Origin of the sequence: Kitasatospora sp. NPDC101176, from assembly GCF_044768035.1 — a bacterium.
In the GTDB taxonomy this organism is placed as follows: Bacteria; Actinomycetota; Actinomycetes; order Streptomycetales; family Streptomycetaceae; genus Kitasatospora.
The window spans coordinates 215,461-235,736 of sequence record NZ_JBIWPA010000010.1 but is presented as its reverse complement, the minus strand read 5'-3'; the positions used below and the strand labels follow the sequence as shown (position 1 = coordinate 235,736).

The 20,276-nt window shown below is 76.2% G+C and carries 23 protein-coding genes and 1 pseudogene; 12 read left to right on the top strand and 12 right to left on the bottom strand.

What is annotated here, in order from left to right; genetic code table 11:
* The 3 genes from ACIRS1_RS17430 to ACIRS1_RS17420 all read left to right on the top strand — a co-directional run.
* A partial coding sequence (locus ACIRS1_RS17430) for a transglycosylase family protein (RefSeq protein ID WP_402840461.1) occupies positions 1 to 213 on the top strand: 213 nt, incomplete at its 5' end.
* A gap of 300 nt (positions 214 to 513) precedes the next feature.
* The gene (locus ACIRS1_RS17425; RefSeq protein WP_402840459.1) at positions 514 to 870 is read left to right on the top strand and encodes a hypothetical protein; all 357 of its coding nucleotides are present in this window, start codon (positions 514 to 516) and stop codon (positions 868 to 870) included.
* Positions 871 to 1,087: 217 nt separating this feature from the next.
* The gene (locus ACIRS1_RS17420) at positions 1,088 to 1,711 is read left to right on the top strand and encodes a DinB family protein (protein WP_402840457.1); all 624 of its coding nucleotides are present in this window, start codon (positions 1,088 to 1,090) and stop codon (positions 1,709 to 1,711) included.
* Positions 1,712 to 1,747: 36 nt separating this feature from the next.
* Here ACIRS1_RS17420 and ACIRS1_RS17415 read toward each other — a convergent pair whose 3' ends face one another.
* Entirely contained in the window at positions 1,748 to 2,335 is a 588-nt protein-coding gene (locus tag ACIRS1_RS17415) for a pyridoxamine 5'-phosphate oxidase family protein (protein ID WP_360221526.1), read from the bottom strand.
* Positions 2,336 to 2,467: 132 nt separating this feature from the next.
* Between ACIRS1_RS17415 and ACIRS1_RS17410 the strand changes: the two genes are divergently transcribed.
* Positions 2,468 to 3,418 carry a helix-turn-helix domain-containing protein gene (locus tag ACIRS1_RS17410; protein WP_402840453.1) on the top strand — a complete coding sequence of 317 codons (951 nt, stop codon included), beginning with the start codon at positions 2,468 to 2,470 and terminating at the stop codon, positions 3,416 to 3,418.
* Between the two features lie 267 nt (positions 3,419 to 3,685).
* Here the strand turns inward: ACIRS1_RS17410 and ACIRS1_RS17405 are convergent, their stop codons facing one another.
* Positions 3,686 to 4,120 (bottom strand): CBS domain-containing protein, encoded by a 435-nt coding sequence (locus ACIRS1_RS17405; RefSeq protein WP_360221520.1) that lies wholly within the window; start codon positions 4,118 to 4,120, stop codon positions 3,686 to 3,688.
* 148 nt (positions 4,121 to 4,268) lie between these two features.
* On the opposite strand from ACIRS1_RS17405, the gene ACIRS1_RS17400 reads away from it, so the two are divergent.
* The 5 genes and pseudogenes from ACIRS1_RS17400 (at position 4,269) to ACIRS1_RS17380 (ending at position 8,021) form a co-directional block, all read left to right on the top strand.
* Positions 4,269 to 5,165: a helix-turn-helix domain-containing protein gene (locus ACIRS1_RS17400; RefSeq protein WP_402840449.1), complete on the top strand. Its 897-nt coding sequence runs from the start codon at positions 4,269 to 4,271 to the stop codon at positions 5,163 to 5,165.
* The gene (locus ACIRS1_RS17395) at positions 5,162 to 5,629 is read left to right on the top strand and encodes a VOC family protein (RefSeq protein ID WP_402840446.1); all 468 of its coding nucleotides are present in this window, start codon (positions 5,162 to 5,164) and stop codon (positions 5,627 to 5,629) included. Before ACIRS1_RS17400 ends, ACIRS1_RS17395 begins: the two co-directional genes overlap by 4 nt.
* A gap of 7 nt (positions 5,630 to 5,636) precedes the next feature.
* Positions 5,637 to 5,984 (top strand): MmcQ/YjbR family DNA-binding protein, encoded by a 348-nt coding sequence (locus tag ACIRS1_RS17390; protein WP_402840443.1) that lies wholly within the window; start codon positions 5,637 to 5,639, stop codon positions 5,982 to 5,984.
* 147 nt (positions 5,985 to 6,131) lie between these two features.
* Positions 6,132 to 7,010, top strand: a pseudogene (gene ligD / locus ACIRS1_RS17385) (non-homologous end-joining DNA ligase); the annotation flags it as partial.
* A 156-nt stretch (positions 7,011 to 7,166) separates the two neighbouring features.
* On the top strand, positions 7,167 to 8,021 hold the full coding sequence (locus ACIRS1_RS17380) for a DNA ligase (RefSeq protein WP_402840484.1): 855 nt from the start codon (positions 7,167 to 7,169) through the stop codon (positions 8,019 to 8,021).
* A 67-nt stretch (positions 8,022 to 8,088) separates the two neighbouring features.
* Here the strand turns inward: ACIRS1_RS17380 and ACIRS1_RS17375 are convergent, their stop codons facing one another.
* From ACIRS1_RS17375 to ACIRS1_RS17360, 4 genes are all read right to left on the bottom strand, one after another.
* Positions 8,089 to 8,709, bottom strand: a complete 621-nt coding sequence (locus tag ACIRS1_RS17375; RefSeq protein ID WP_402840441.1) for a DJ-1/PfpI family protein — start codon at positions 8,707 to 8,709, stop codon at positions 8,089 to 8,091.
* 3 nt (positions 8,710 to 8,712) lie between these two features.
* Positions 8,713 to 9,009: a PRC-barrel domain containing protein gene (locus ACIRS1_RS17370; RefSeq protein ID WP_402840438.1), complete on the bottom strand. Its 297-nt coding sequence runs from the start codon at positions 9,007 to 9,009 to the stop codon at positions 8,713 to 8,715.
* Positions 9,009 to 9,419: a hypothetical protein gene (locus ACIRS1_RS17365; RefSeq protein ID WP_360221505.1), complete on the bottom strand. Its 411-nt coding sequence runs from the start codon at positions 9,417 to 9,419 to the stop codon at positions 9,009 to 9,011. Before ACIRS1_RS17365 ends, ACIRS1_RS17370 begins: the two co-directional genes overlap by 1 nt.
* Before the next feature lie 66 nt (positions 9,420 to 9,485).
* Complete coding sequence (locus tag ACIRS1_RS17360) at positions 9,486 to 9,929, bottom strand: HAD family hydrolase (protein ID WP_402840435.1); 444 nt, start codon at positions 9,927 to 9,929, stop codon at positions 9,486 to 9,488.
* A gap of 202 nt (positions 9,930 to 10,131) precedes the next feature.
* Between ACIRS1_RS17360 and ACIRS1_RS17355 the strand changes: the two genes are divergently transcribed.
* The gene (locus ACIRS1_RS17355) at positions 10,132 to 11,220 is read left to right on the top strand and encodes a hypothetical protein (protein ID WP_402840432.1); all 1,089 of its coding nucleotides are present in this window, start codon (positions 10,132 to 10,134) and stop codon (positions 11,218 to 11,220) included.
* Between the two features lie 243 nt (positions 11,221 to 11,463).
* Here the strand turns inward: ACIRS1_RS17355 and ACIRS1_RS17350 are convergent, their stop codons facing one another.
* Positions 11,464 to 12,147, bottom strand: coding sequence for a GNAT family N-acetyltransferase (locus ACIRS1_RS17350; RefSeq protein WP_402840430.1), 684 nt, complete (start codon positions 12,145 to 12,147; stop codon positions 11,464 to 11,466).
* A gap of 98 nt (positions 12,148 to 12,245) precedes the next feature.
* Between ACIRS1_RS17350 and ACIRS1_RS17345 the strand changes: the two genes are divergently transcribed.
* Complete coding sequence (locus ACIRS1_RS17345) at positions 12,246 to 12,788, top strand: GNAT family N-acetyltransferase (protein ID WP_402840481.1); 543 nt, start codon at positions 12,246 to 12,248, stop codon at positions 12,786 to 12,788.
* A gap of 147 nt (positions 12,789 to 12,935) precedes the next feature.
* Here ACIRS1_RS17345 and ACIRS1_RS17340 read toward each other — a convergent pair whose 3' ends face one another.
* The 3 genes from ACIRS1_RS17340 to ACIRS1_RS17330 all read right to left on the bottom strand — a co-directional run bounded on the left by ACIRS1_RS17340 (position 12,936) and on the right by ACIRS1_RS17330 (position 16,624).
* A complete protein-coding gene (locus ACIRS1_RS17340; RefSeq protein ID WP_402840427.1) occupies positions 12,936 to 14,249 on the bottom strand; it encodes a geranylgeranyl reductase family protein in 1,314 nt (437 codons plus the stop codon).
* 163 nt (positions 14,250 to 14,412) lie between these two features.
* Entirely contained in the window at positions 14,413 to 15,315 is a 903-nt protein-coding gene (locus ACIRS1_RS17335; RefSeq protein ID WP_402840426.1) for an ABC transporter substrate-binding protein, read from the bottom strand.
* 352 nt (positions 15,316 to 15,667) lie between these two features.
* On the bottom strand, positions 15,668 to 16,624 hold the full coding sequence (locus ACIRS1_RS17330; protein ID WP_402840423.1) for a hypothetical protein: 957 nt from the start codon (positions 16,622 to 16,624) through the stop codon (positions 15,668 to 15,670).
* Between the two features lie 108 nt (positions 16,625 to 16,732).
* Between ACIRS1_RS17330 and ACIRS1_RS17325 the strand changes: the two genes are divergently transcribed.
* Positions 16,733 to 17,479 (top strand): rhomboid family intramembrane serine protease, encoded by a 747-nt coding sequence (locus tag ACIRS1_RS17325; RefSeq protein ID WP_402840421.1) that lies wholly within the window; start codon positions 16,733 to 16,735, stop codon positions 17,477 to 17,479.
* A 48-nt stretch (positions 17,480 to 17,527) separates the two neighbouring features.
* On the opposite strand, the gene ACIRS1_RS17320 is transcribed toward ACIRS1_RS17325, so the two are convergent.
* Both ACIRS1_RS17320 and ACIRS1_RS17315 read right to left on the bottom strand, forming a co-directional pair.
* Positions 17,528 to 18,628 (bottom strand): calcium:proton antiporter, encoded by a 1,101-nt coding sequence (locus tag ACIRS1_RS17320; RefSeq protein ID WP_402840418.1) that lies wholly within the window; start codon positions 18,626 to 18,628, stop codon positions 17,528 to 17,530.
* Between the two features lie 90 nt (positions 18,629 to 18,718).
* Positions 18,719 to 20,266, bottom strand: a complete 1,548-nt coding sequence (locus ACIRS1_RS17315; protein ID WP_402840415.1) for a serine/threonine-protein kinase — start codon at positions 20,264 to 20,266, stop codon at positions 18,719 to 18,721.
* Positions 20,267 to 20,276: the final 10 nt, after the last annotated feature.

Sequence of the window (20,276 nt, the reverse complement as noted above, 5' to 3'; positions counted from 1 at the left end):
ACCGGCAACTGGGCCATCAACTCCGGCAACGGCTTCTACGGCGGCCTCCAGTTCACCTCCAGCACCTGGGCCGCCTTCGGCGGCACCGCCTACGCTCCCCAGGCCCACCAGGCCACCAAGGCCCAGCAGATCTCCATCGGCGAGAAGGTCCTCGCCGCCCAGGGCCCCGGCGCCTGGCCCGTCTGCTCCGTCAAGGCCGGCCTCACCAAGTAACACCCCCCCCCAAGCACCACCGCCACGGCGCCGCCGCACCCCCACCACAGGGGCGCGACGGCGCCGTTCGCACGCCCTGGACATCCCCGGGACGCTCCCGGACACCCCTCCCCGGATGCCCGCCCCGGACTCCCACCCCGGACACCCCTCCCCGGATGGCCGCACCGGCACCGGCCCGCTAACGAGGCGGCGTCGGCGCGGCGGCGAGCCGGTCACGAACGGACCGCCGCACGAACGGGATCGGTACCGTCGAGGCGCGGGACCGGTTCGGGACCGCAGGCGACTTCGATCGGGGGGACGATGCGCCGGACCGCCGTACCGCTCGCGCTCGCCGTGCTGCTCGGGCTGGCCGGCTGCGACCCCAGGACCGACCCCGGCCGGAGCCTCCCGCCGGACGACCGGCCCGGCTACGCCGTCCCGACCCCGAGCCCTCCCGGCACCGTGATGCCCGAGCTGCGGGGACAGAGCGTGCTGGCCGCCCGCTCCCTGCTGCCGCTCTGGTACCCGGTGACCGTGCGGGACGCCGACCAGCGCGGCCGGGTCGTGGTGGTGCAGTGGCAGTGGCGGGTCTGCACCCAGGATCCCGCGGCGGGGACGGCGCTGACCGGTCAGGTGGTCGCCCTGCGGGCGATGCTCGCCGAGGAGTCCTGCCCGTAGGCGCGGCGGCCGGCACCCTGTCGAGCCCGACCGGCAGCACCCCGGACGGTCCGCAGCCCGGCCGACGGCCCGCGGCCGGGCCCGCCTCCTCGCGCTCGCTCCGGGCCGGCGCCGCCCGTGCGAAATCCGCTCGCGCCGGCCCGGAGCCGTGTGGCAGCGTGCACCCGGTCCGTCCGCACCCGCCCCGCCCGCACGCCCCGCGCCGAGGAGCCACCCGATGTCGCTGCCGCCCCGACTCGTCCCCCTGCTGACGGAGTTCGACTTCGCCCGCACCCGCCTCACCGAGCGGCTGGCCGGACCGACCCTGGACAGCGGGAACGGCACCCCGGTCGCCGTCAGCCCGCTCACCGACGAGGAGTACCTCTGGGAGCCGGTGCCCGGCTGCTGGTCGGTGCGCCGGCACGCGGACGGGCCGGGCGAGGGCGCGACGGTCCTGGTCGGCGCCGGCGCCTGGGGGCGGGACACCACCCCCTGGCCGCACCCGGAGCCGGCCCCTTTCACCACCCTGGCCTGGAGGTTGAGCCACCTCACCGAGCTGTTGCTGCTGCGCGCCGACCACACCGCCGGCACCCGTTCGCTCACCCGGGACGACTTCCGCCCGAGCGGGGACGCCGCGTCCGCGGTCGCCGCCTTCGACGCCGCGGCCACGGCCTGGCGGGCGGCCCTGCTCACCGCCGACGAGACCGTGCTCGACACCGTCGGGTACTGCACCTACCCGCACGGCGGCGACGCGGAGGAGCCGTTCTGGGAGATCGTCTGGTGGGTCAACCAGGAACTGCTGCACCACGGCGCCGAGATCGCCCTCCTGCGCGACCTGCACCGCTGGTCGCCGCGGCACTGACGAGCCGCCGGGGCCACCCGGCCCGCCCGGGCCCGCTCAGCGCGGCGGACGGGCGGGGAGCGGCAGCGGCAGGGCGGGCAGACCGTCGATGCTGGTGCCGACGTACGGCTTGCCCTCGCAGTAAGTGTTGAACTCCTCCTCGTCCTTGCGGCCGAAGTACTGCTCGTGCAGGTCGCGGTCGGCGCGGTAGTCCATCAGCGGAACGGCGAACCCACAGGAGTCGCTGACCCGTTCGGCCCGCACCAGCACGATCGCCCGCAGCCCGGCCCCGTCGGCCTCCGGCGCGAAGCGGCCCAGCAGACCGGCGAAGCGAGGGTCGTCACGGAACACCGGCTCGCCCCGACCGTGCACCCGCACCACGGTGGGCGGGCCGTCGAAGGCGCACCACATCAGGGTGATCCGGCCGTTCTCCCGCAGATGGGCGACCGTCTCGGCGGTGGACCCGCCGAAGTCCAGGTAGGCGAGCGTGAGTTCGTCGACGACCACGAGGGTGCCGGAGCGGCCCTTGGGTGAGACGTTCACGTGCCCGTCCTCGGCCAGCGGCGCGGTCGCGACGAAGTAGACGGGCTGCCGCTCGATGAACTCGCGCAGCCGGCCGGTGATGCTCTCGTACTGCTTTCCCATGCCCGCCAGTCTGCCCGCATCTCGCCAGTCAAGAAAGCGTGATCCACCACACGAGACGATCACCCGGCGACCGGGGCGCCCGTAGGATGGCACGTGCACATGCCACCTGCTCGTCCTGACAAGGGAGTTGAGATGGCTCACGACGCCCCGGCCGCCCCCGACCCCGGCGACGCCACCACCTACGGAACGGCCCTCGGCGCGCCCGCCGGACCGCTGCGCCCGTTCGTCCTCGGCTACCGCGGCTACCGGCTGACGCTCCACCGGCCGCGGCGGCGCTTGGAGGTGCCCACGGACGTGGTCACCCTGGCGCTCACCTTCGAGGGGTCGATGCGGCTCACCGACGCCGTCGATCCGGGGCCCGGCCACTCCTTCGCCTCCGTCGCCGCCGGGCTGCGCCGCACCGCCACCATCGCCGAACACTCCGGCGTGCTGCACGGGTTGGCCGTCTCGCTGACCCCCCAGGGCGCGTTCCGCGTGTTCGGGCCGACGGCCGGCGACCTGGGCGGCCAGTGGGCCGAGGCCGGGGACGTCCTGGGCCCGCGGCTGCGCCGGCTGTCCACCCGGCTGGCCGACGCCCCGACCTGGCCGGCGCGGTTCGCCCTGCTGGACGCCTACTTCGCCGCACGGCTCGCCGACGGCCCGCGCTGGGAGCCGTCCGTCCAGTGGGCCTGGCACCAACTGCGGCGCTCGCACGGCCTGGTGCCCGTCCACGCCCTGGTCGCGGGCACCGGCTGGAGCCGCCGCCGGCTGGAGCTGCGGTTCCGCCAGCACCTCGGGGTGGCGCCCAAGCAGGCCGCGACCATCCTGCGCCTCCAGCGCACGCTCGCCGTCCTCGCCCGGCACTCGGCGGCCGAGCGGCCCCTCGGGAACCGGCTGGACGGCGGGAACCGGCTGGACGGCGCCCGGATCGCCACCTTCTGCGGCTACTACGACCAGTCCCACCTCGACCGGGCCTTCCGCGGCATGGTGGGCTGCTCGCCCCGCGAGTTCCTCGCCTCCCGCACCTCCGCCGCCACCCTGCCCGAACCGGCCGACCGGGTCGCCGGCCGGGTGACGAGCGCCGTCCTCAACCCCGGCGGCTGAGCCCGTCCGGAACCGGGGGGACGCGCCGCGTGCGCACTTTTACAAGACGGGCGCCCCCGTCGTCCGGCACCCTCGGAACGCCCGGCCGGTACGGGGGGACCGGCCGGTCACCGGGCGCCGCAGCGGCCGGCGGGCCGCTGCGGCCGCAACGGCGGCGGCAGCGGGACCCGCGACAGTGCCGGGAGCAGCGACGGCGGGCGCCGTGTGTCACCTGCGCACGGAGCCCGCCGCCGGAGCGCGCGGCGGCGCGGACGCGCCGCCCGCCGGTCAGCGCTTCATGTAGACGCTGTCCATGAACTCGATGATCTGCTGGTCGGTCAGCCGCTGACCGTTGCGGTGCCCCATCGCGAGGTCGGCCTCGCTGATCATGCCCACCAGCCGCTCCCCGTCGATCACCGGGATCCGGCGGATCTGGTGCTGTTCCATCTTCCGGAGCACCATCTCCATGCTGTCGTCGGCGCGCACGCAGTGCAGGTGGCCGGACAGCTCCATGGCCGTCATGGAGGACGGGTCCTTGCCCTCCGCGAGACATCGCACCACGATGTCACGGTCGGTGATGATGCCCTTCAGCTTCTGGTCGTCACCGCAGATCGGCAACGCGCCCACGTTGCTGTCGCGCATCATCCGGGCGGCCTCGTCGAGCGTCTGGTGGGCACCGATGCACTGGGCACCGGTGTGCATGATCTCTCGGGCAGTGGTCACGGGGACTCCTTCGTCGATGTCTCCCCCCGGTGATCCCCCCAGCGGCGGTCCCCCCCGAGCGGTCGACCTCACCACTCGCGGAGTGACCGCGCCCTCACCATAGGCAACACCCCGCCCACCCGCGACCGCGGCCGCCGATACTGGAGACGTGACCACGGAAGCCCCCGGAGCGACCGGCACACCGGTCGACGAAGCCGTCCGCGCCCGGCCGGCCACCGCGCTGCGCCCCTACGTGGCCTGGTACTCCGGCTACCGCCAGCGCGGCGTCCCGCCCGCCGTGCACCGCGGACTGCCGTCCCCGTACCTGACGTTCATCCTCACCCTGGACGAGCCGCTGGTGGTCGCCGGCCACCCCGACCCGGCGCAGCCGCCCGGCACGTACCCGACGCTGCTCGGCGGCCTGCACACCGGCCCGGCGCTGATCACGCACGACGGCCGGCAGTCCGGCGTGCAGATCGCCGTGCACCCGCTCGCCGCCAGGGCGCTGTTCGGGTTGCCGGCCGGGGAGCTGGCCGGGATCGACGTCCCCGCGGAGCAGGTGCTGGGGCGGCTCGGCCCGCTGCTGCACGAGCGGCTGCGGGCCGCCGGCAGCTGGGACGAACGGTTCGCCGTGCTGGACGCCGCGCTGCTGCGGGCCGCCCGCCCCTCCGGGCGGGTGCCGCCCGAGGTGGCCTGGGCCTGGCGGGCGCTGCGGCGCAGCGACGGCGCCCTGGCCGTCGCGGAGCTGGCCCGGGAGACCGGCTGGAGCGCCCGGCACCTGCAGGACCGGTTCCGGCGGGAGACCGGCCTGACGCCGAAGGCGGCCGCCCGGGTGATCCGCTTCGACCGGGCCCGGCGGCTGCTGGCCGCCACCGGGCCGTCCCCCCGGCTCGCCGAACTGGCCGTCCGGTGCGGCTACTTCGACCAGGCACACCTGGCCCGTGAGTTCCGGGCACTGGCCGGCGCCGCGCCCAGCGCCTGGCTGGCGGCGGAGGGACCGCAGGACGGGAAGTTCCGAAACGTCCAAGGCGGGGCGGACGCGGCGGCCGCAGAGTGGGAGTCGTGAGCAGCCCCCCAACGACCCCCGAGGAGCACGCGATGGACGACAGGACCCCCACCCCGCAGGTCTGGCCCAGCCTGCGCGCCACCGACGCCCGGGCCCTGATCCGCTTCCTGGTCGAGGCCTTCGGCTTCCAGGAGGTCGTCGTCCACGGCGAGGACGGGTTCGTCGCGCACGCCGAACTGGCCTGGCCCGAGGGCGGCGGCGTGATGCTCGGCTCCGACCGGGAGACGCCCGAGGGCGCCGAGCCCTGGCCGGGCCGGCCGGGCACCTTCACCGCGTACGTGGTCACCGCCGACCCGGACGGCGTGCACGACCGCGCCGTCGCCGCCGGGGCCCGGATCACCACCGCGCTGACCGAGACCGACTACGGCTCGCGCGACTTCGCCGCCGCCGACCCGGAGGGCAACCGCTGGTACTTCGGCACCTATCCGGGCGCGCCGCGGCCCGCCGCGCCCTCGGCGGGGTGAGGAGGCCGTGGCGGCGCCGGTGGACCGGCTGCGGGCGCTCTGCCTGGCCCTGCCGGAGGTCGAGGAGCGGGTCAGCCACGGGGAGCCGAGCTGGTTCACCGGCTCCGGCCGCCGGGCCCGGCTCTTCGTGATGCTCGCCGACCACCACCACGACGACCGGCTGTCCTTCTGGTGCGCGGCGCCCGGCGGCGCCCAGACCCGGCTGGTCGCCGAGGACCCGGACCGCTACTTCCGCCCGCCCTACGTCGGGCACCGGGGGTGGCTCGGCGTGCACCTGGACGGGCCGCCGCCCGACTGGGCCCGGATCGAGGACCTCGTCGCGGACGCCCACGCCCTGGTGGGCCCGGACCGCTGACCGCCCACGCCCGGGCGGTCCGGGCGGTCCGGGCGACGGCGGCCGGGGCGCACGACGGTCCGGGCGCGGCCGTGCGCCGCGGCCGCCGCCCGGGCAGACTGGCTGCGGGGGCCACCCGCAGGCTCGCGCAGGCTCCGGAGAGCGCCCATGCCCCAGCTCACGGTGGACGGGCGCACCCTCGCGCTCTCCCACCTCGACAAGGTGTACTACCCGCACACCGGCACCCTCAAGGGCGAGGTGCTGCGCTACTACGCCGCCGTCCACGACGCCCTCCTGCCGCACCTGCGCGACCGCCCGGTCTCCTTCCTGCGCTGCCCGGACGGCGTCGAGGCCGAGGTGTTCATCGCCAAGAACCCGCCCGCCGGGACGCCGGGCTGGGTGCGCACCGTCGAGGTCCCGAGCAGCGGCGGCGACCTGCGCCAAGTGGTGCTCGACGACGGCGCCGCCCTGCTCTGGGCCGCCAACCTGGGCTGCCTGGAACTGCACGTCCCGCAGTGGCACGCGGCCGCGCCGGGGCTCGCCGACCGGCTGGTCCTGGACCTCGACCCGGGCGAGGGCGCGTCCGTCCTCACCTGCCGGACGGTCGCCGGGCTGCTGCGCGAACGGCTCGCCGCCGACGGTCTGACGGCCTGGGTGAAGACCTCCGGCTCCAAGGGGCTGCACCTGCTGGTCCCGCTCGAGCCCACCCCGAGCACCCGGGTCTCCGGCTACGCCAAGGCGCTCGCCGCGGCCCTGGAGGCCGAGCGCCCCGACCTGGTCGTGCACACCATGGCCAAGGCCCGGCGCACCGGGCGGGTGCTCGTCGACTGGTCGCAGAACAACGCCAAGAAGACCACCGCCGCGCCTTACACCCTGCGGGCCCGGCCGCTGCCGACCGTCTCCACCCCGCTCTCCTGGGCCGAACTGGAGCGGGCCGGCACCGAGGACGACCTCGTGTTCACCCTCGCCGAGGTCCCCGGGCGGCTGGCCGCCCACGGTGATCTGTTCGCCCCGCTGCTCGATCCGGGGCAGGCCCGGCCGCTCCCGGCCGACCCGGTGGGGGCGGGCTCCACGGCGACGTCCACGGTGAAGGGCGCAGCGAGGGCGGGGCCGGAGGCGGGAGCACAGGCGGGCGCGGAGGCGGCGCCGCCCGCCGCGGCCACGCCCCGCACCCGGCAGGTCCTGCACCCGCCCGTCGAGGTGATGCGCCCGGCCGCCGTCACCGCCGTCCCGCCCGCCGACGGCCTGGGCGGCGCCGGCGTGCAGTACGAGTTGAAGCTGGACGGCTTCCGCTGCCTGGCCTTCGCCCGCGGCGACCGCCCGCCGTTCCTCCAGTCCCGTACCGGCCGCGACCTCGCCCCCGAGTTCCCGCCGATCGCCGCCGCCGTCGCCGGGCTGCCCGAGGGGCTGGTGTTGGACGCCGAACTCGTCGCCTGGCGCGACGGTCGCTTCGCCTTCGGGGAGCTCCTGCGCACCCGCCGGGCCCGGGCCGCCTCCCCGGAGGTCGCCCTCGGCCTGATCGCCTTCGACCTGCTGGCCCTGCCCGGCCGCGACGTGCGGCGGCTGCCGCTCGCCGACCGCCGCCGCCTGCTGCTCGCCGCCCTCGCCGACGTCCCGCCACCGATCAGCCCGGTGCTGGCCACCACCGACCGGGCCGAGGCGCTGGAGTGGATGGAACGGCTCGCCGACACCGGCGTCGAGGGCCTGGTCTGCAAGGCCGCCGGCTCGCCCTACCGTCCGCGCGGCGGCGGCCGGGCCTGGGTCAAGTACCGGCGCAGCGACACCGTGGACGCCACCGTCCGGGCACTCACCGGCCCGGCCGCCCGGCCGCGCGCGCTCGTCCTCGAACTCGACGACGGCCGGGTCCTGCTCAGCTCCCCCGGGCTCACCCCGGTGCAGGCCCGCGAGGTCGCCGCAGTGGCCGCGCCGCTGCTCGGCCCCGCCACCACCGACCCCGACCTCGGCCCGGTCCACCCCCTCACCGGCCCGCTGCGCGCCGAACTCACGCTCGCCGGCCGGCCGCCCACCGCTACCTTCGTCCGTCTCCGCGGCGACTGAGGCGGGGGCCGGAGCGGCGGCCGGGTTCACCCCCGGCCGGACGCGCGGCGCACGCGCCCGCCCGCGCTCAGGATCCGCGCCGTTTCGCCGCGTGGGCGAACGCGGTGACGAAGGCGTCCTCGAACACCGGCAGATCGGCCGGGTCCCGGCTGGTCACCAGCGGCCCCGGGCCGTCCCGGCAGAGGTGCACCTCCTCGTCGACCCAGGTCGCCCCCGCGTTGCGCAGATCGGTGCGCAGACTCGGCCCGGAGGTGAGGGTGCGGCCACGGAGGGCGTCGGCCTCGATCAGGGTCCAGGCGGCGTGGCCGATCGCCGCGACCGGGCGGCCCGCCGCGCACCAGGCGCGCACGAAGGCCACCGCGGGCCCGTCCAGGCGCAGCAGGTCGGACCCGGCGACCCCACCGGGCAGGACCAGCCCGTCGAATGCCTCCGCGTCCGCCTCGGCGACCGACCCGTCCACGCCGAAGGTGTCACCGAACGCGGCGCCCGAGGCCTCACCGAAGGCCTCGCCCAGGGCGAGCCGCCGGACGGCCTGGACCCGGCCGGGTGCGGTGGAGAGCAGGCGCGGCACACCGCCGGACTCGGCCACCGCCTGCCAGGGCGACGTCAGTTCGACCTGCTCGACACCGAACGGCGCCACCAGGAAGGCGATCGTCCGGCCGGTGAGCGTGGTGGACGGCCAGCCCATGGGTCAGCGCGGCCCGCGGCCCGCGAGCTCGACGGCGACCGGCGGAGCGGAGCTGAGCCGGGCGCGCGGACAGTCCAGGTGGACGGCCAGCTCCAAGTGGTCGATCCTGGCCACCAGGCCGACCGGGACCACCACCCGGGCACCGGGCACCCAGGGCCCGGCGTCGACCAGCAGGTGGTCCCCCGAATCCTGTTCGACCGTGCCGAGCGGACCGTCGACGGCCTGCACCTCGTACCCCGTCAGGCTCAGCTCGGCCGCGTGGTGGGGACCTGGGCGGTACTCCCACAGCTCGGTGCCCATCACGCCTCCGGCTGGTCCCAGGGCCGCCGTTCGCGGCGCTCGTCCCGGTCGGGGGGCCGTGCGGCGGAGCCGTCTCCGGGTTCGCGGCCCGCGGCCCGGCGGCGCAGCAGCGCCGCGACGGCCATCGCGACCGCCACCGAGGCCGTCCACACCACGCCGAGGGCGATCAGCACGGCGGCCGTCGGGGTCCGTACGCCGACGGTGAGGCAGATCGCGGCCATCAGCAGCGCGGTCGTCACCACCCCGGCGGAGACCCGGCGGGCCACGCCGCGCAGCACGCCGCGGAACCGGCTCGGCCGTTTGGCACCCATGGTGCTCAACTTCCGGTCGAGGCGCGCGTCCTGGCGCAGATCGGACTCGATCTCCTCGAGGAGCCGCCGCTCCCATCCGCTCAACGCGGGTCCGTCCATCTCGGTCACCTCCGACAACTCCGGTGACGTGCTCGCACCCGGGCGGTTTCCCGGTCCGGGCCGGCGTTAACCGCCTCGGGGACCGCCTGTTCCCGCGCCCACCGGGCCGAAGGCCCGCGGGCGGGCGAGCAGGCTGTCGTCCAGGACTCGCAGCAGGGCGGCGGCATCACGGTGGACCTCGGCCGCACCCGCCGCCCGCAGCAGGGGGCCGGCGTCCACGCCGGCCTCCAGGGCGATGCACGGGACCCCGGCCCGCCGCGCCGCCAGCACCTCGCGTACGGTCCCGGCCACCGCCACCGCGTGTGAAGGCCTGCCGCCGACCAGCTCGAGCGCGGCCCTGACCGGGTCGTCGCCCGGGGCGGCCACGGTCAGGGCGGGAGCCCCGGCCGGCCCGGGAGCGGTCAGCACGACCGTCCAGCCACGGGCAGCGCACTCGCGCAGCAGCTCGGCGCAACCGGGCGGCGCTGGCCGCCAGGCGGTACCGAAGACAGCCGCCGAGATCACCGTCATGGCCCACCGCTTTCCCGTTCGAGGCCACGCACCGTACGCGCCCTTCCAGGTTAGGCCGCTCCCCGGCCGAGCGCGCCCTGCCGACCGTCGGCCCCTCCCCGGGCGGACCGGAAATCCGCTTGGCCACGGACCGTCGGGCCGCGATACTCCGGGGACCCGCGGCCGGGGTCCGCGGGGGGGGCGATCCGCAGGAGGGGCCGGGATGACGGTGTTCGCGTGCACGCGGTGCGGGACGGCACTGACCACACCGGTGTCCCGGGTCGCGCTGCCCGCGCACGCCCGTCGCGAGGGCGGGGACCGCTTCCTCCCGCCCCTGCTGGAGCCGGGCACCTACGCCGTCGATCCGCTCTGGTGCGCGCCCCCGTGGCGGCCCTGGGAGGAGATCGGGGAGGCCGCGGCGGCCGCACTCGGCGTCCACGCACCGCTGCCCGGGCTGTCCGTCGGCCCGGCCGGCGCGGTCGTGCTGGCACCGGGCGACACCCGGGGCACCGTCCTGCTGCCGGAGCGCTGCGAGGGCTGCTGCGCCTCGGCCGGCGGCCTCGGGCCGAACCTGGCCTGCGCGGGCTGCGGGCGGGAGGTCGGGACCAGGATCGACGACTGCTACCGGTGGCAGTCCGTGTGGTTCCTCGCGGCGGCCGTGCGCAGGATACCGGCCGACGGCGTGGTCGACGACCGGGTCGACGGGCCGTCGGACGAGCCGGTCGACGGGCCGGTCCCCTCGGCCGAGGAGGGCTGGACGGTACCGGCCCTGCCGCCGGTGGAGGCCCCCGGATGGTGGAGCTCGCAGTGGGAGGCGGCGGTGGGCACGGCGCTGGCCGATCTGCTGGCCGCCTCGGGAGGCGCACCGGTGTCCGTGCCCGACGGCCTGCTCACGGCGACGTTCGGCCGCACGCTCGACGCGCTGCTGCCGGCCGGGCCGCCGGCCCGGACCCTGGCACTGGCCCTGGCCGGTCCCGGGCTGCCACCCGCGCCCGGCGCCGACCTCCTGCTGGTCCCCCGGCACCCCCGGACGGGCACCGGGTGGCGGCCCGGGACCGCCGCGGGGTCGCCGCCCGCCGGCGCAGCCGCCACCGTCCCGCTGGACGCCGCGGTGTGGAGCTACCTGGCCTTCCCGGAGCCGGGGACGACGGCCCGGCTGCCCGCCGGGGTCGAACGCGACGACCCGCTGCCGCTCCGGCCGGACAGGCCGTTCGCCCCCGACCGGGCGGCGCTGCTCGACCGGCTGGCCCGCCTGCCGGCCGTCCGACAGCCGTGGCTGCGGGCGATCCACGACCGGCTCCGCGGCGACTGAGGGCTGTCTCCCTGATCATCTGCGGAGCCGGCTGAGGATGGCTGCGAGGTGGAGTGCAGCCTGGCAGGCGATGGCGAGCTGGTCAGTGCGCATGGCCAGGCCCCACCACGTGTTCCGGGCGGTTGATACACCGTTCCGGCCTGGAACGGCCCCGGCTCCTCCGGCGGGTCCCGCCAGGGCGAGCACGGACGGTACCTCCACGCGATCGCCCCAAGTGTGCCGGAGCGGTCCGCGAGGCCCGCGTCAGCCGGGCCGCCCGGGCTCCGGGTCGGTGGCGAGGCGGGCGTGCAGGTGCTCGTCGAAGTACTCGCCGCCCTCGTAGCGGTAGGACGCCCGCAGGGTGCCCTCGTAACGGAAGCCGGCGCGGGTGGCGACCCGGCAGGAGGCGTCGTTGCCGACGGCGTGGCAGAGCTCGATACGGCGCGCCGCGGCGGTGTCCACGCCCCAGCGGGTGACGGCGGTGGTGGCGCGGGTGGCGATGCCCCGGCCGCGGGCGGCGGCGAGCAGCCAGTAGCCGACCATGGCGAGGCCGTCCTCGCGGTTGGTCCAGCGCAGCGCGACGTTGCCGAGCAGCCTGCCGTCGGCGGCGTCGGTGACGGCGAAGGCGGCGGTGCCGCCCTCGGCCCAGCCGGTGTCGCAGCGCTCCAGGTAGGCCTCGGCGGCGGCCCGGTCGTCGGCGCGGAAGGGGTTCCAGCGGGCGATCTCCCGGTCGGCCGCGGCCGCGGTCAGGGCGGGGAGGACCCCGCCGGGCAGCTCGAGGGTGCGGCCCCAGGGGCGCAGCAGGACGTCGCCGAGGTCGAGGGTGGCCGGGCGGAAGGTGCGCTGGTCACCGACCGGGGCCGGGGCGGTCGGTCGGGCTGCGGCCTGGACCGGCTGGGCGGACTGGGCCTGCCGGACCGGCTGGGCGGGCGTCTCGGTGCTGCTCATCCGACCTTCCTATCCCGCCCCTTCCCGGGCCCGCCAGCGAATTTCCCCCCGGAAGACGACCCGACCCCGGCTCCGCGGGGTGCGAGGATCGACTCGTGATCGAGCTGCTGACGGCCCACACGTCCGGGTTGGGGCGTGCCGCGCTGGACGAGGCGCGGACCCTGCTGGTCGAGGTGTTCGGGGTGGTCTTCGAGGGGGGTCTGACCGCGGAGGACTGGGAGCACGCACTGGGCGGGATGCACGTGCTGCTGCGGGAGGACGGGGTTCTGGTGGGGCACGCCGCGGTGGTCCAGCGGCGGATGCTGCACGGCGGGCGGGCGCTGCGCGTCGGCTACCTGGAGGCGGTCGGCGTGCGGGCGGACCGGCGCGGGCTCGGGTACGGCGCGGCGCTGATGGACGCGGCGGAGCGGGTGGTCCGGGGCGGGTACGAGCTGGGCGCGCTGTGCGCCGCGGACGGCGCGGCGGGCTTCTACGGGGGGCGGGGCTGGCTGCCGTGGCGCGGGCCGCTGGCGGCGCTGACGCCGACCGGCCCGGTCGCGACGCCGGAGGAGGAGGGCAGCGTGTTCGTCCTGCCGGGGCCGGTCGCGCCGGACGTCGCCGGCCGGCTGACGTGCGACTGGCGCGACGGCGACCTGTGGTGACCCGCGCCGTGGCCGCTCGACGGACCGGCCGCGCCGCGGATCACCGGGCCGGCCACCACCGGACCGCGGAGCACCGGACCACAGGTCACCGGGCTACGAAGCACCGGACCGCGGAGCACCGGACCCCGGAGCACCCGGGCGCCGCCCTCACCTGCCGGGCGCGACCCGCCCGACCAGGTGGAGCAGCCGGTCGAGGGCGTCCTTGGAGTTGGGCTCGGTGAGGTTGACCATCAGCCGGAAGGCCACCTTCAGCAGGGACGGGTGGCCGAGTCCGGCGGCGCCGGCGGCACCGAGCAGCCGGGGCCGGCCCAGGAGGTCGGCGGCGAGGCGCCCGAGCGCGAAGTATCCCGCGTAGGCGGATCGCAGGGCCTGCGGGTAGGCGCGCAGGGCGAGCTCGCGGCCGCGGTCGGTCCGCCGGGCGAGGGCCTGGACGACGGTCTCGGCGGCGAAGCGCCCGGACTCCATCGCGTAGGCGATGCCCTCGCCGGTGCCGGGGCTGACCGTGCCGCCCGCGTCGCCGACGAGCAACAGGCCGTCGGCGTAGTGGGGTTGGCGGTTGAGCCCCATCGGGAGGGCGGAGCCCCGGACGGGTTCGGTGACGGCTTCGGGGGTGTAGGCGTACTCGGGCGGCAGGTCGTCGCACCAGCGGCGCAGGAGGTCCCGCCAGTCGAGGTCGATGTGGGCGGTGTCGAGGACGCCGAGGCCGACGTTGGCGGTGCCGTCGCCCATGCCGAACACCCAGGCGTAGCCGGGCAGGAGCCGGCGGCCCGGGTCGCCCGGGTCGCGCAGGTCCAGCCAGGCCTCCAGGTAGCGGTCCTCGTGGCGGGGGGTGGTGAAGTAGGTGCGGTAGGCGACGCCCATGGCGCGGTCCGTCCGGCGGTAGCGCTTCATGGCGACGGAGAGCCGGGTGGAGTTGCCGTCGGCGGCGACCACGACCGGTGCCCGGTAGCTGACCGGTTCGCGTTCCTCGCCGAGCCGGGCGGTGACACCGGTGATCCGGCCGGTCCGTTCGTCGACCGACGGGCCCGCCACGTTGGCCCGTTCGACCAGCCGGGCGCCGGCCGAGGCGGCCCGGCGGGCGAGCAGTTCGTCGAAGTCGGCGCGCCGCCGGACCAGGCCGTAGCCGGGGAAGGCGGACAGCTCGGGCCAGTCGAACTCGATCGAGCGCCGGCCGGAGACCAGCCGCAGGCCCCGGTTGTGCAGCCAGCCGGCCTCCTCGGAGACGTCGATGCCGAGGTCGGTCAACTGTTTGACGGCGCGCGGGGTGAGGCCGTCCCCGCAGACCTTCTCGCGCGGGAAGGCGGACTTCTCCAGCAGCAGGACGTCGAGGCCGGTACGGGCCAGGTGGTAGGCGGCGGTGGAGCCGGCCGGGCCGGCGCCGACCACGATGACGTCGGCGTCCTCCCCGGTCCGGGCGGACCGGCCGCCGTCTCCGGTCACCTGCTGCTCTGGGCCGGGCATCGCGCACTCCCACGGGTCGGATCGGGTGTGGAACTCGATGGAATCGGAGGGACTCAGACGGACGATAGAGAACCCCGGTGCCCGCCCGCCGCCCCGACACGCGGGCCCGCCCCGATGACCGGTCAATACCGGCCATCGGGGCGGGCCCGGCCCACCCGGCGGGTCAGAGCCCGCCGTTGACCACCGCGCTGGAGACGGCGCCCGGGCTCACGTTCCACTTGGCGAGGATCTTGTCGTACGCGCCGCCGCGGATCACCTGGTCGAGGGCCTTGGAGATCACGTCCCGCAGCGCGGTGTTGTCCTTGGCCACGGTGATGCCGTACGGGCCGGACTGCAGGAAGTGGGTGTTGGCGAGGACGAACTTGCCGACCCGCTCCGGCGTGGTGGTGTTGTACTGGGCGACCGGGTAGTCGTTCAGGTCGGCGATCGCGGTGCCGGAGGCGACCTCGGCGAGCGCCTGGTCGTCGTTGTCGAAGCGGTGCACCTGGAGCACCTTGCCGGTGCGCGGGCAGGCGCCCATCTGGCGGGTGGCGAACTCGTCCTGCAGGGTGCCGCGCTGGACGGCGACGGTCCGCCCGCAGAGGCTGTCGACGGTGCTGAGCGGCACCTGGTTGCCGGCCTTGACGACCATGGACGTCCCGGTCGTGAAGTAGTCGACGAAGTCGACTCCGGGGTCGGCCTGGTGGCCGTCGTCGGCGGCCCCGAGCTGGCGCTGCTTGGTGTCGATCACGGCGGACATGACCAGGTCGATGCTCCGGCTCTGGACGGCCGGGATGAGCTTGTCGAACGGCATGTCGACGAACTCGACGCGCAGGCCGAGGTAGTCGCCGATGGCGGCGGCGATCTCGGGGTCGAGCCCGGCGGGCTTGGCGTCGTTGTCGCGGAAGTCGACCGGTGGGTAGTGGAGGTAGGAGCCGATCTTCAGGACCCCGGCGTCCTTGACGGCCTTGGGGATCCGGTCACGCAGGTCGGCCTGGCTGCCGGGGACGGACCCGGCGCCGCTGCCGCAGCCGGTCAGCAGCAGTCCGCCGGCGCCGAGCAGGGCGGCGGCGCGGGCCGGGAGCACGGGGGTGCCGGAGCGACGGTCGCCGGAGCTCCGGGCGATCGGTCTTTGGCCGGGAGTGGGGGTGGAGCAGGGGGTGTGGTCGGGGGTGCGGTGCATCGCGATGCGTCTTCTTCGCAGTGAGAGTGCGGGCAGGGAGACGCCGCGCCGGAGTGGCTGCCGGGGTACGCAGTGCGGACCTCGTCGCCGTGTGCCCAGATCGGGCCGCCGGGGGTGCGGGGCGGCCGGTCGGCGGAGGTCCGCCGTCGGGGGCGGTCGGGGTCATCCTCGCACCCCGCGCCGGGCGCCCCGTCGCCGGGTCGGTGGGCGGCCGGTCGGCCTGCCCTCACGCGGGGGCCGGGGCGTCCGGCGGACCTCAGGCCTCGACCCGGTACCAGCCGTCGCCGCTGCGGAACCAGAGCGTCCCGTCCCGGCCGTGGGCGGGCCCCGGGTCGATCCCGCCGGGCAGCCGCAGCCGCCGTCCGCCGGTCCGCTTCCACTGCGTGCCGACCAGCAGGTGCCGGGTCAGCTCGCCGCTCCTGGAGAGGAAGACGCCCTCGCGGCCGCGGACGGCGAATCCGGCCGGCAGCCGCACGGGGCAGGGCACCGTCGTGGCCGAGCCGTCCACCGGGTCGATCCGGGTGAGGTAGCTGCCCGAGGAGCTCGGGTACCAGGCCAGCCAGGCGTGGCGGCCTTCGGTGGCGCCGGCGAGGCCCTCCAGCGGGTAGTCCGGCAGGCGGTCCTGCGGGCGGTCCCGGGGGCTCCACACCGGCCAGCCCCTGGTGTCGGCGGCCCGCAGCCCCGGGATCGCCATCGGGTGGTCGCCGTAGATGCCCTCGTCCCCGTACGCCATCCAGATCCGGCCGTCCCGGTCGGTCACCAGCGCGCGGACGTCGTCGCCGAGGAGCAGTTCGCGGCTCGGCGACCCGTCGGCGCCGTACACCACGCCGTTGGGCAGCCAGTCCTCGCCGTCCCGGCCCGACCGGGCGTCGGTCAGGAGGATCCGGTGGCCCGGAAGGAGCGCCAAGTGGTCCGGCGAGGCCCCGACGCCGGTGAGCGGCACCCGCCACTCGCCGTGCCGGCCCAGCACCACGACCTCGCCGTCGAACGGCAGCCTGATGAACGGCCAGGCCCCGGGCGGCGTCGCGTGCTGCTCCGGCACCACCAGGACGGCCAGTTCGCCGTCCGGCCCGACCGTCCAGGTCAGGGCCCGGCGGCCGGCCCGGCGTTCCGCCTCGGGCAGCCGCCAGACCTCGACCGGGTGCCGGTTCGTCGCCACCGGACCTCCGACCCGCGCCGCGAACGCGCAGGACAGCGGCGGACGGACGCTCATCGGGCGGGTCACCTCTGGCAGTCGGGAGGAGGGTCAGCAGGTCAGCGGGGCGGGAGCCACTGTACCGGGGGGTGCGTCACCGGTCCGACGGCCCTTAGAGTCGGGCCCATGGCCTCGAACGACCGCAGCCGTGCGGCAACCACGCTCGACCCCGCAAAGATGATCGCCGACGCCCGCCGGGCGCTCTTCACCATGGTCGGTGTGCTGGCGGCGATCTGGCTGATCCAACTCGTGAACTGGATGGACGACTACCACCTCGGCCGGCAGTTCGGCGTCGTCCCGCAGGATCCGAGCCGGCTGCCGAACATCGTCACCGCGCCGTTCCTGCACTGGAACTGGGCGCACCTGGAGGCCAACTCGGGCCCGCTGTTCGTGTTCGGCTTCCTGGCGGCCTACCGCGGCGTGAAGAAGTTCCTCGGCCTGACCCTGCTGGTCGCACTGACCAGCGAACTGACCGCCTGGGTCTTCGACAGCCCGGACTCGGTCGGCGCCGGGGCGAGCGGCGTGGTGTTCGGCTACTTCGGCTACGTGGTGCTGCGCGGGGTCGTGGACCGCAACCTGGTCGACACGCTGATCGGCGTCGTCCTCGGCGCCTCGTTCGCCTACATGGTGACCGCCGCCCTGCCCGGCGTCGCCCCGGGCATCAGCTGGTCCGCCCACCTGGGCGGTCTGGTCGGCGGCCTGGCCGGCGCCTGGATCTTCCGCGACCGCGCCCCGCGAACGGCGACCACCCCCGTGCCCGCGCCCGCGTCGGCCTCCCGGGCCGGTTCCGGGGCCGTCGCCGGGCGGGCCGCGGCCGATCCGGGCGGCCCCAACGCCGCCCTGCTCAAGGAACTGGACGACCTCGGCCTCTAGGCCGCGCCTGACGAGTCCCGCCCGGCCCCCCGGTCTCCCGCCCGGTCGTCAGGGGTTGACCGCCAGCACCACGTAAGCGGCCAGCACCGCGAGGTGGACCGCGCCCTGCAACGGGGTGGCCCGGCCCGGGACGACGGTCAGGGTGCCGAGCACCACGGTCAGCGTCAGCAGCACCAGGTGCGCCGGGCCGAGGCCGAGGACGAGCGGGCCGGTGAGCCAGTACGAGGCGATGGCGACGGCCGGGATGGTGAGGCCGATGCTGGCGAGCGCCGAGCCGAGGGCCAGGTTGAGGCTGGTCTGCACCCGGTTGCGCAGGGCCGCGCGCAGCGCCGCGATGGTCTCCGGCAGCAGCACCATCAGGGCGATCACCACACCGACCACCGAGTGCGGCAGCCCGGCGTCGTCCACCGCGGACTCGATGGTCGGTGAGACGCCCTTGGCGAGCCCGACGACGGAGACCAGGGCGACGCCGAGCAGCAGCAGGCTGACGCCGGCGGCGGCGGGGGTCGGCGGGTGGGCGTGGTCCTCCTCCTCCAGCACCCGGCCCTCGGGGGTGACGGGCAGGAAGTAGTCCCGGTGCCGGACGGTCTGGGTGGCCACGAACAGCCCGTACACCACGATCGAGGCGGTGCTCGCGTAGATCAGCTGGGTGGTCGAGAACTGCGGCCCGGGGGTGCTGGTGGTGAAGGTCGGCAGCACCAGGCTGAGCGTCGCCAGGGTGGCGATGCAGGCCAGCGCCGCGCCGGTGCCCTCGGCGTTGAAGACCGCGGTGCGGTGCTTGACCGCGGCGACCAGGATGGACAGCCCGAGGATGCCGTTGCAGGTGATCATCACGGCGGCGAAGACGGTGTCACGGGCCAGGGTGGCGGACTTGTCCCCGCCGTCGGCCATCAGCGTCACGATCAGCGCGACCTCGATCACGGTGACCGCGACGGCGAGCACCAGGGATCCGAAGGGCTCCCCCGACCAGTGCGCGATGACCTCGGCGTGGTGCACGGCGGCCAGGACGGCGGCCACCAGGAAGCAGGCGACCACACCCACCACCCAGCCGGGCAGGTCCCGGTGCCAGGTCAGGGCGAGGACGACGAACGACACCACCGGGACGACGACGGTCCATCGCGCGGAGGCCGCGCGGAGCTGCGTGATCATGCGCCGAGGATCCCAGACCGGGGGCCCGTCACCCGGGTGCCCGCGCCGGGGTACGGGGGGATGTGACCCGGCTCATCCCGCTTCGTCCGTTCACCCGCCGTAGTCGGCCAGGTACCGGAGCACCTTGTCGACGTGCGGGCGGACGCGCTCGGGGACGCCGCCGGCGGTGGCCACCGTCTTGTCGCTGGTCCGGTAGGCCGCGGCGACCAGCGCCGGCAGGTCGCGGGTGTAGCCGCGGTGCTTGAGCTGCTGGTCCAGCCAGCAGACGTAGTTGCCCATGGCCGCGATGGCGTCCCCCGGGTCGAGGTACGACTTCGGGCCGGGGTGGTTCGCGGCCTTCGCCCACGCCTCGAAGACCGCGGGCGTCCACATCGCGATGCCGTACTCGCCGGTCTCCGGCCGCGCCGCGTTCGGGTCGAAGCCGCTCTCGGCCTTCAGCATGGCGGCCAGCAGCGCCGGGGTGATCTCCGGTTCGGGGCAGCGCCGGGCGGCGTCCTCGATCATGCCCCGGTAGGCCTCCGGCACGTCGGAGCCGGCCGGGATCGCCCCGGGGGGTGGCGCGGCCCGGTGGGCGGCCGGGGTGAGCGGCTCCGGCGCCCCGGTCAGCGCGAGCACCGCCACGGCACAGGCCAGCAGGCCGGCGAGGGCGCGCAGGGCGGCGCGGCGGCGGACGGGCGGACGGGCGGCGGCCCGGGCGACCAGCGCCGCGAGGTCGGTGCGGGCCCGTTCCTCCCTCCCGGGCGCCAGGCAGGCGGTGACCACGGCCCGCCACGGCCGGGGCAGCGACGCGTCCAGCCGCAGCGGCGCCGCACCGCGCGCGTACGCCTGGGCGGCCAGCGAGCGGGCCCGGGCGGTGGCGCCCAGGAAGGGGTGCAGGCCGCCGGTGAGCAGCTGGTGGGCGATCACCCCGAAGGCCCAGACGTCGGCGCTGGGGCGCAGCGCGACGCCGCGCGCCCCGGTGCGCTCGGACCACCACTCGGGCGGGACGTGGTCGGGCGAGCCGAGCGGCGGGGCGTAGGCGTGGGTGCCCTCGAGTTCGGCGGTGAGGCCGAAGTCGGCGATCTTGGCGGTGCCGTCGGCGAGCAGCAGGATGTTGGCCGGTTTGAGGTCCCCGTGCACCCAGCCGGCGCGGTGCATGTGGGTCAGCCCGGCGCAGACCTCGGCCAGCAGGCGCTCGGCCCCGGGGACGGGAACGCCGGGGCGGGCGGTGGCCAGCACGTCCTGCAGGCTGCGGGCGGCACGCTCCATCACCAGGGCGACGGCGCCGTCGAGGCCGGGGTGGTCGGGGTCGTCGACGACCGCGACCGCGAGGGTGCGGATCAGGTGGGGGTGGTCGGCGCGACGACTGAAACGCAGCTCGCTGCGGGCGATCTGGGCCATGGTCCGGCGCTGGCCCGGGCTGAGCCGGGCGGGGCTGAGCAGTTTGACGGCGGCCGGGGTTCCGTCGGGGCCCTCCGCGGCGTAGACGCTGCCCCAGGCACCGGCGCCGAGCAGGGCGCCGGTGCGGTAGCCGGCGAACCGGTAGCCGGCCGGGACTTCGAAGGTCGGGGCGTCGTACGGCTGGGGGTCGCAGGGCTGGGCGTCGCGGGGCTGGGCGTCGGGCGGGCCTCCCTCGGGCGGCGGCGTGTCGGGTTTCACGGCGGGTCGG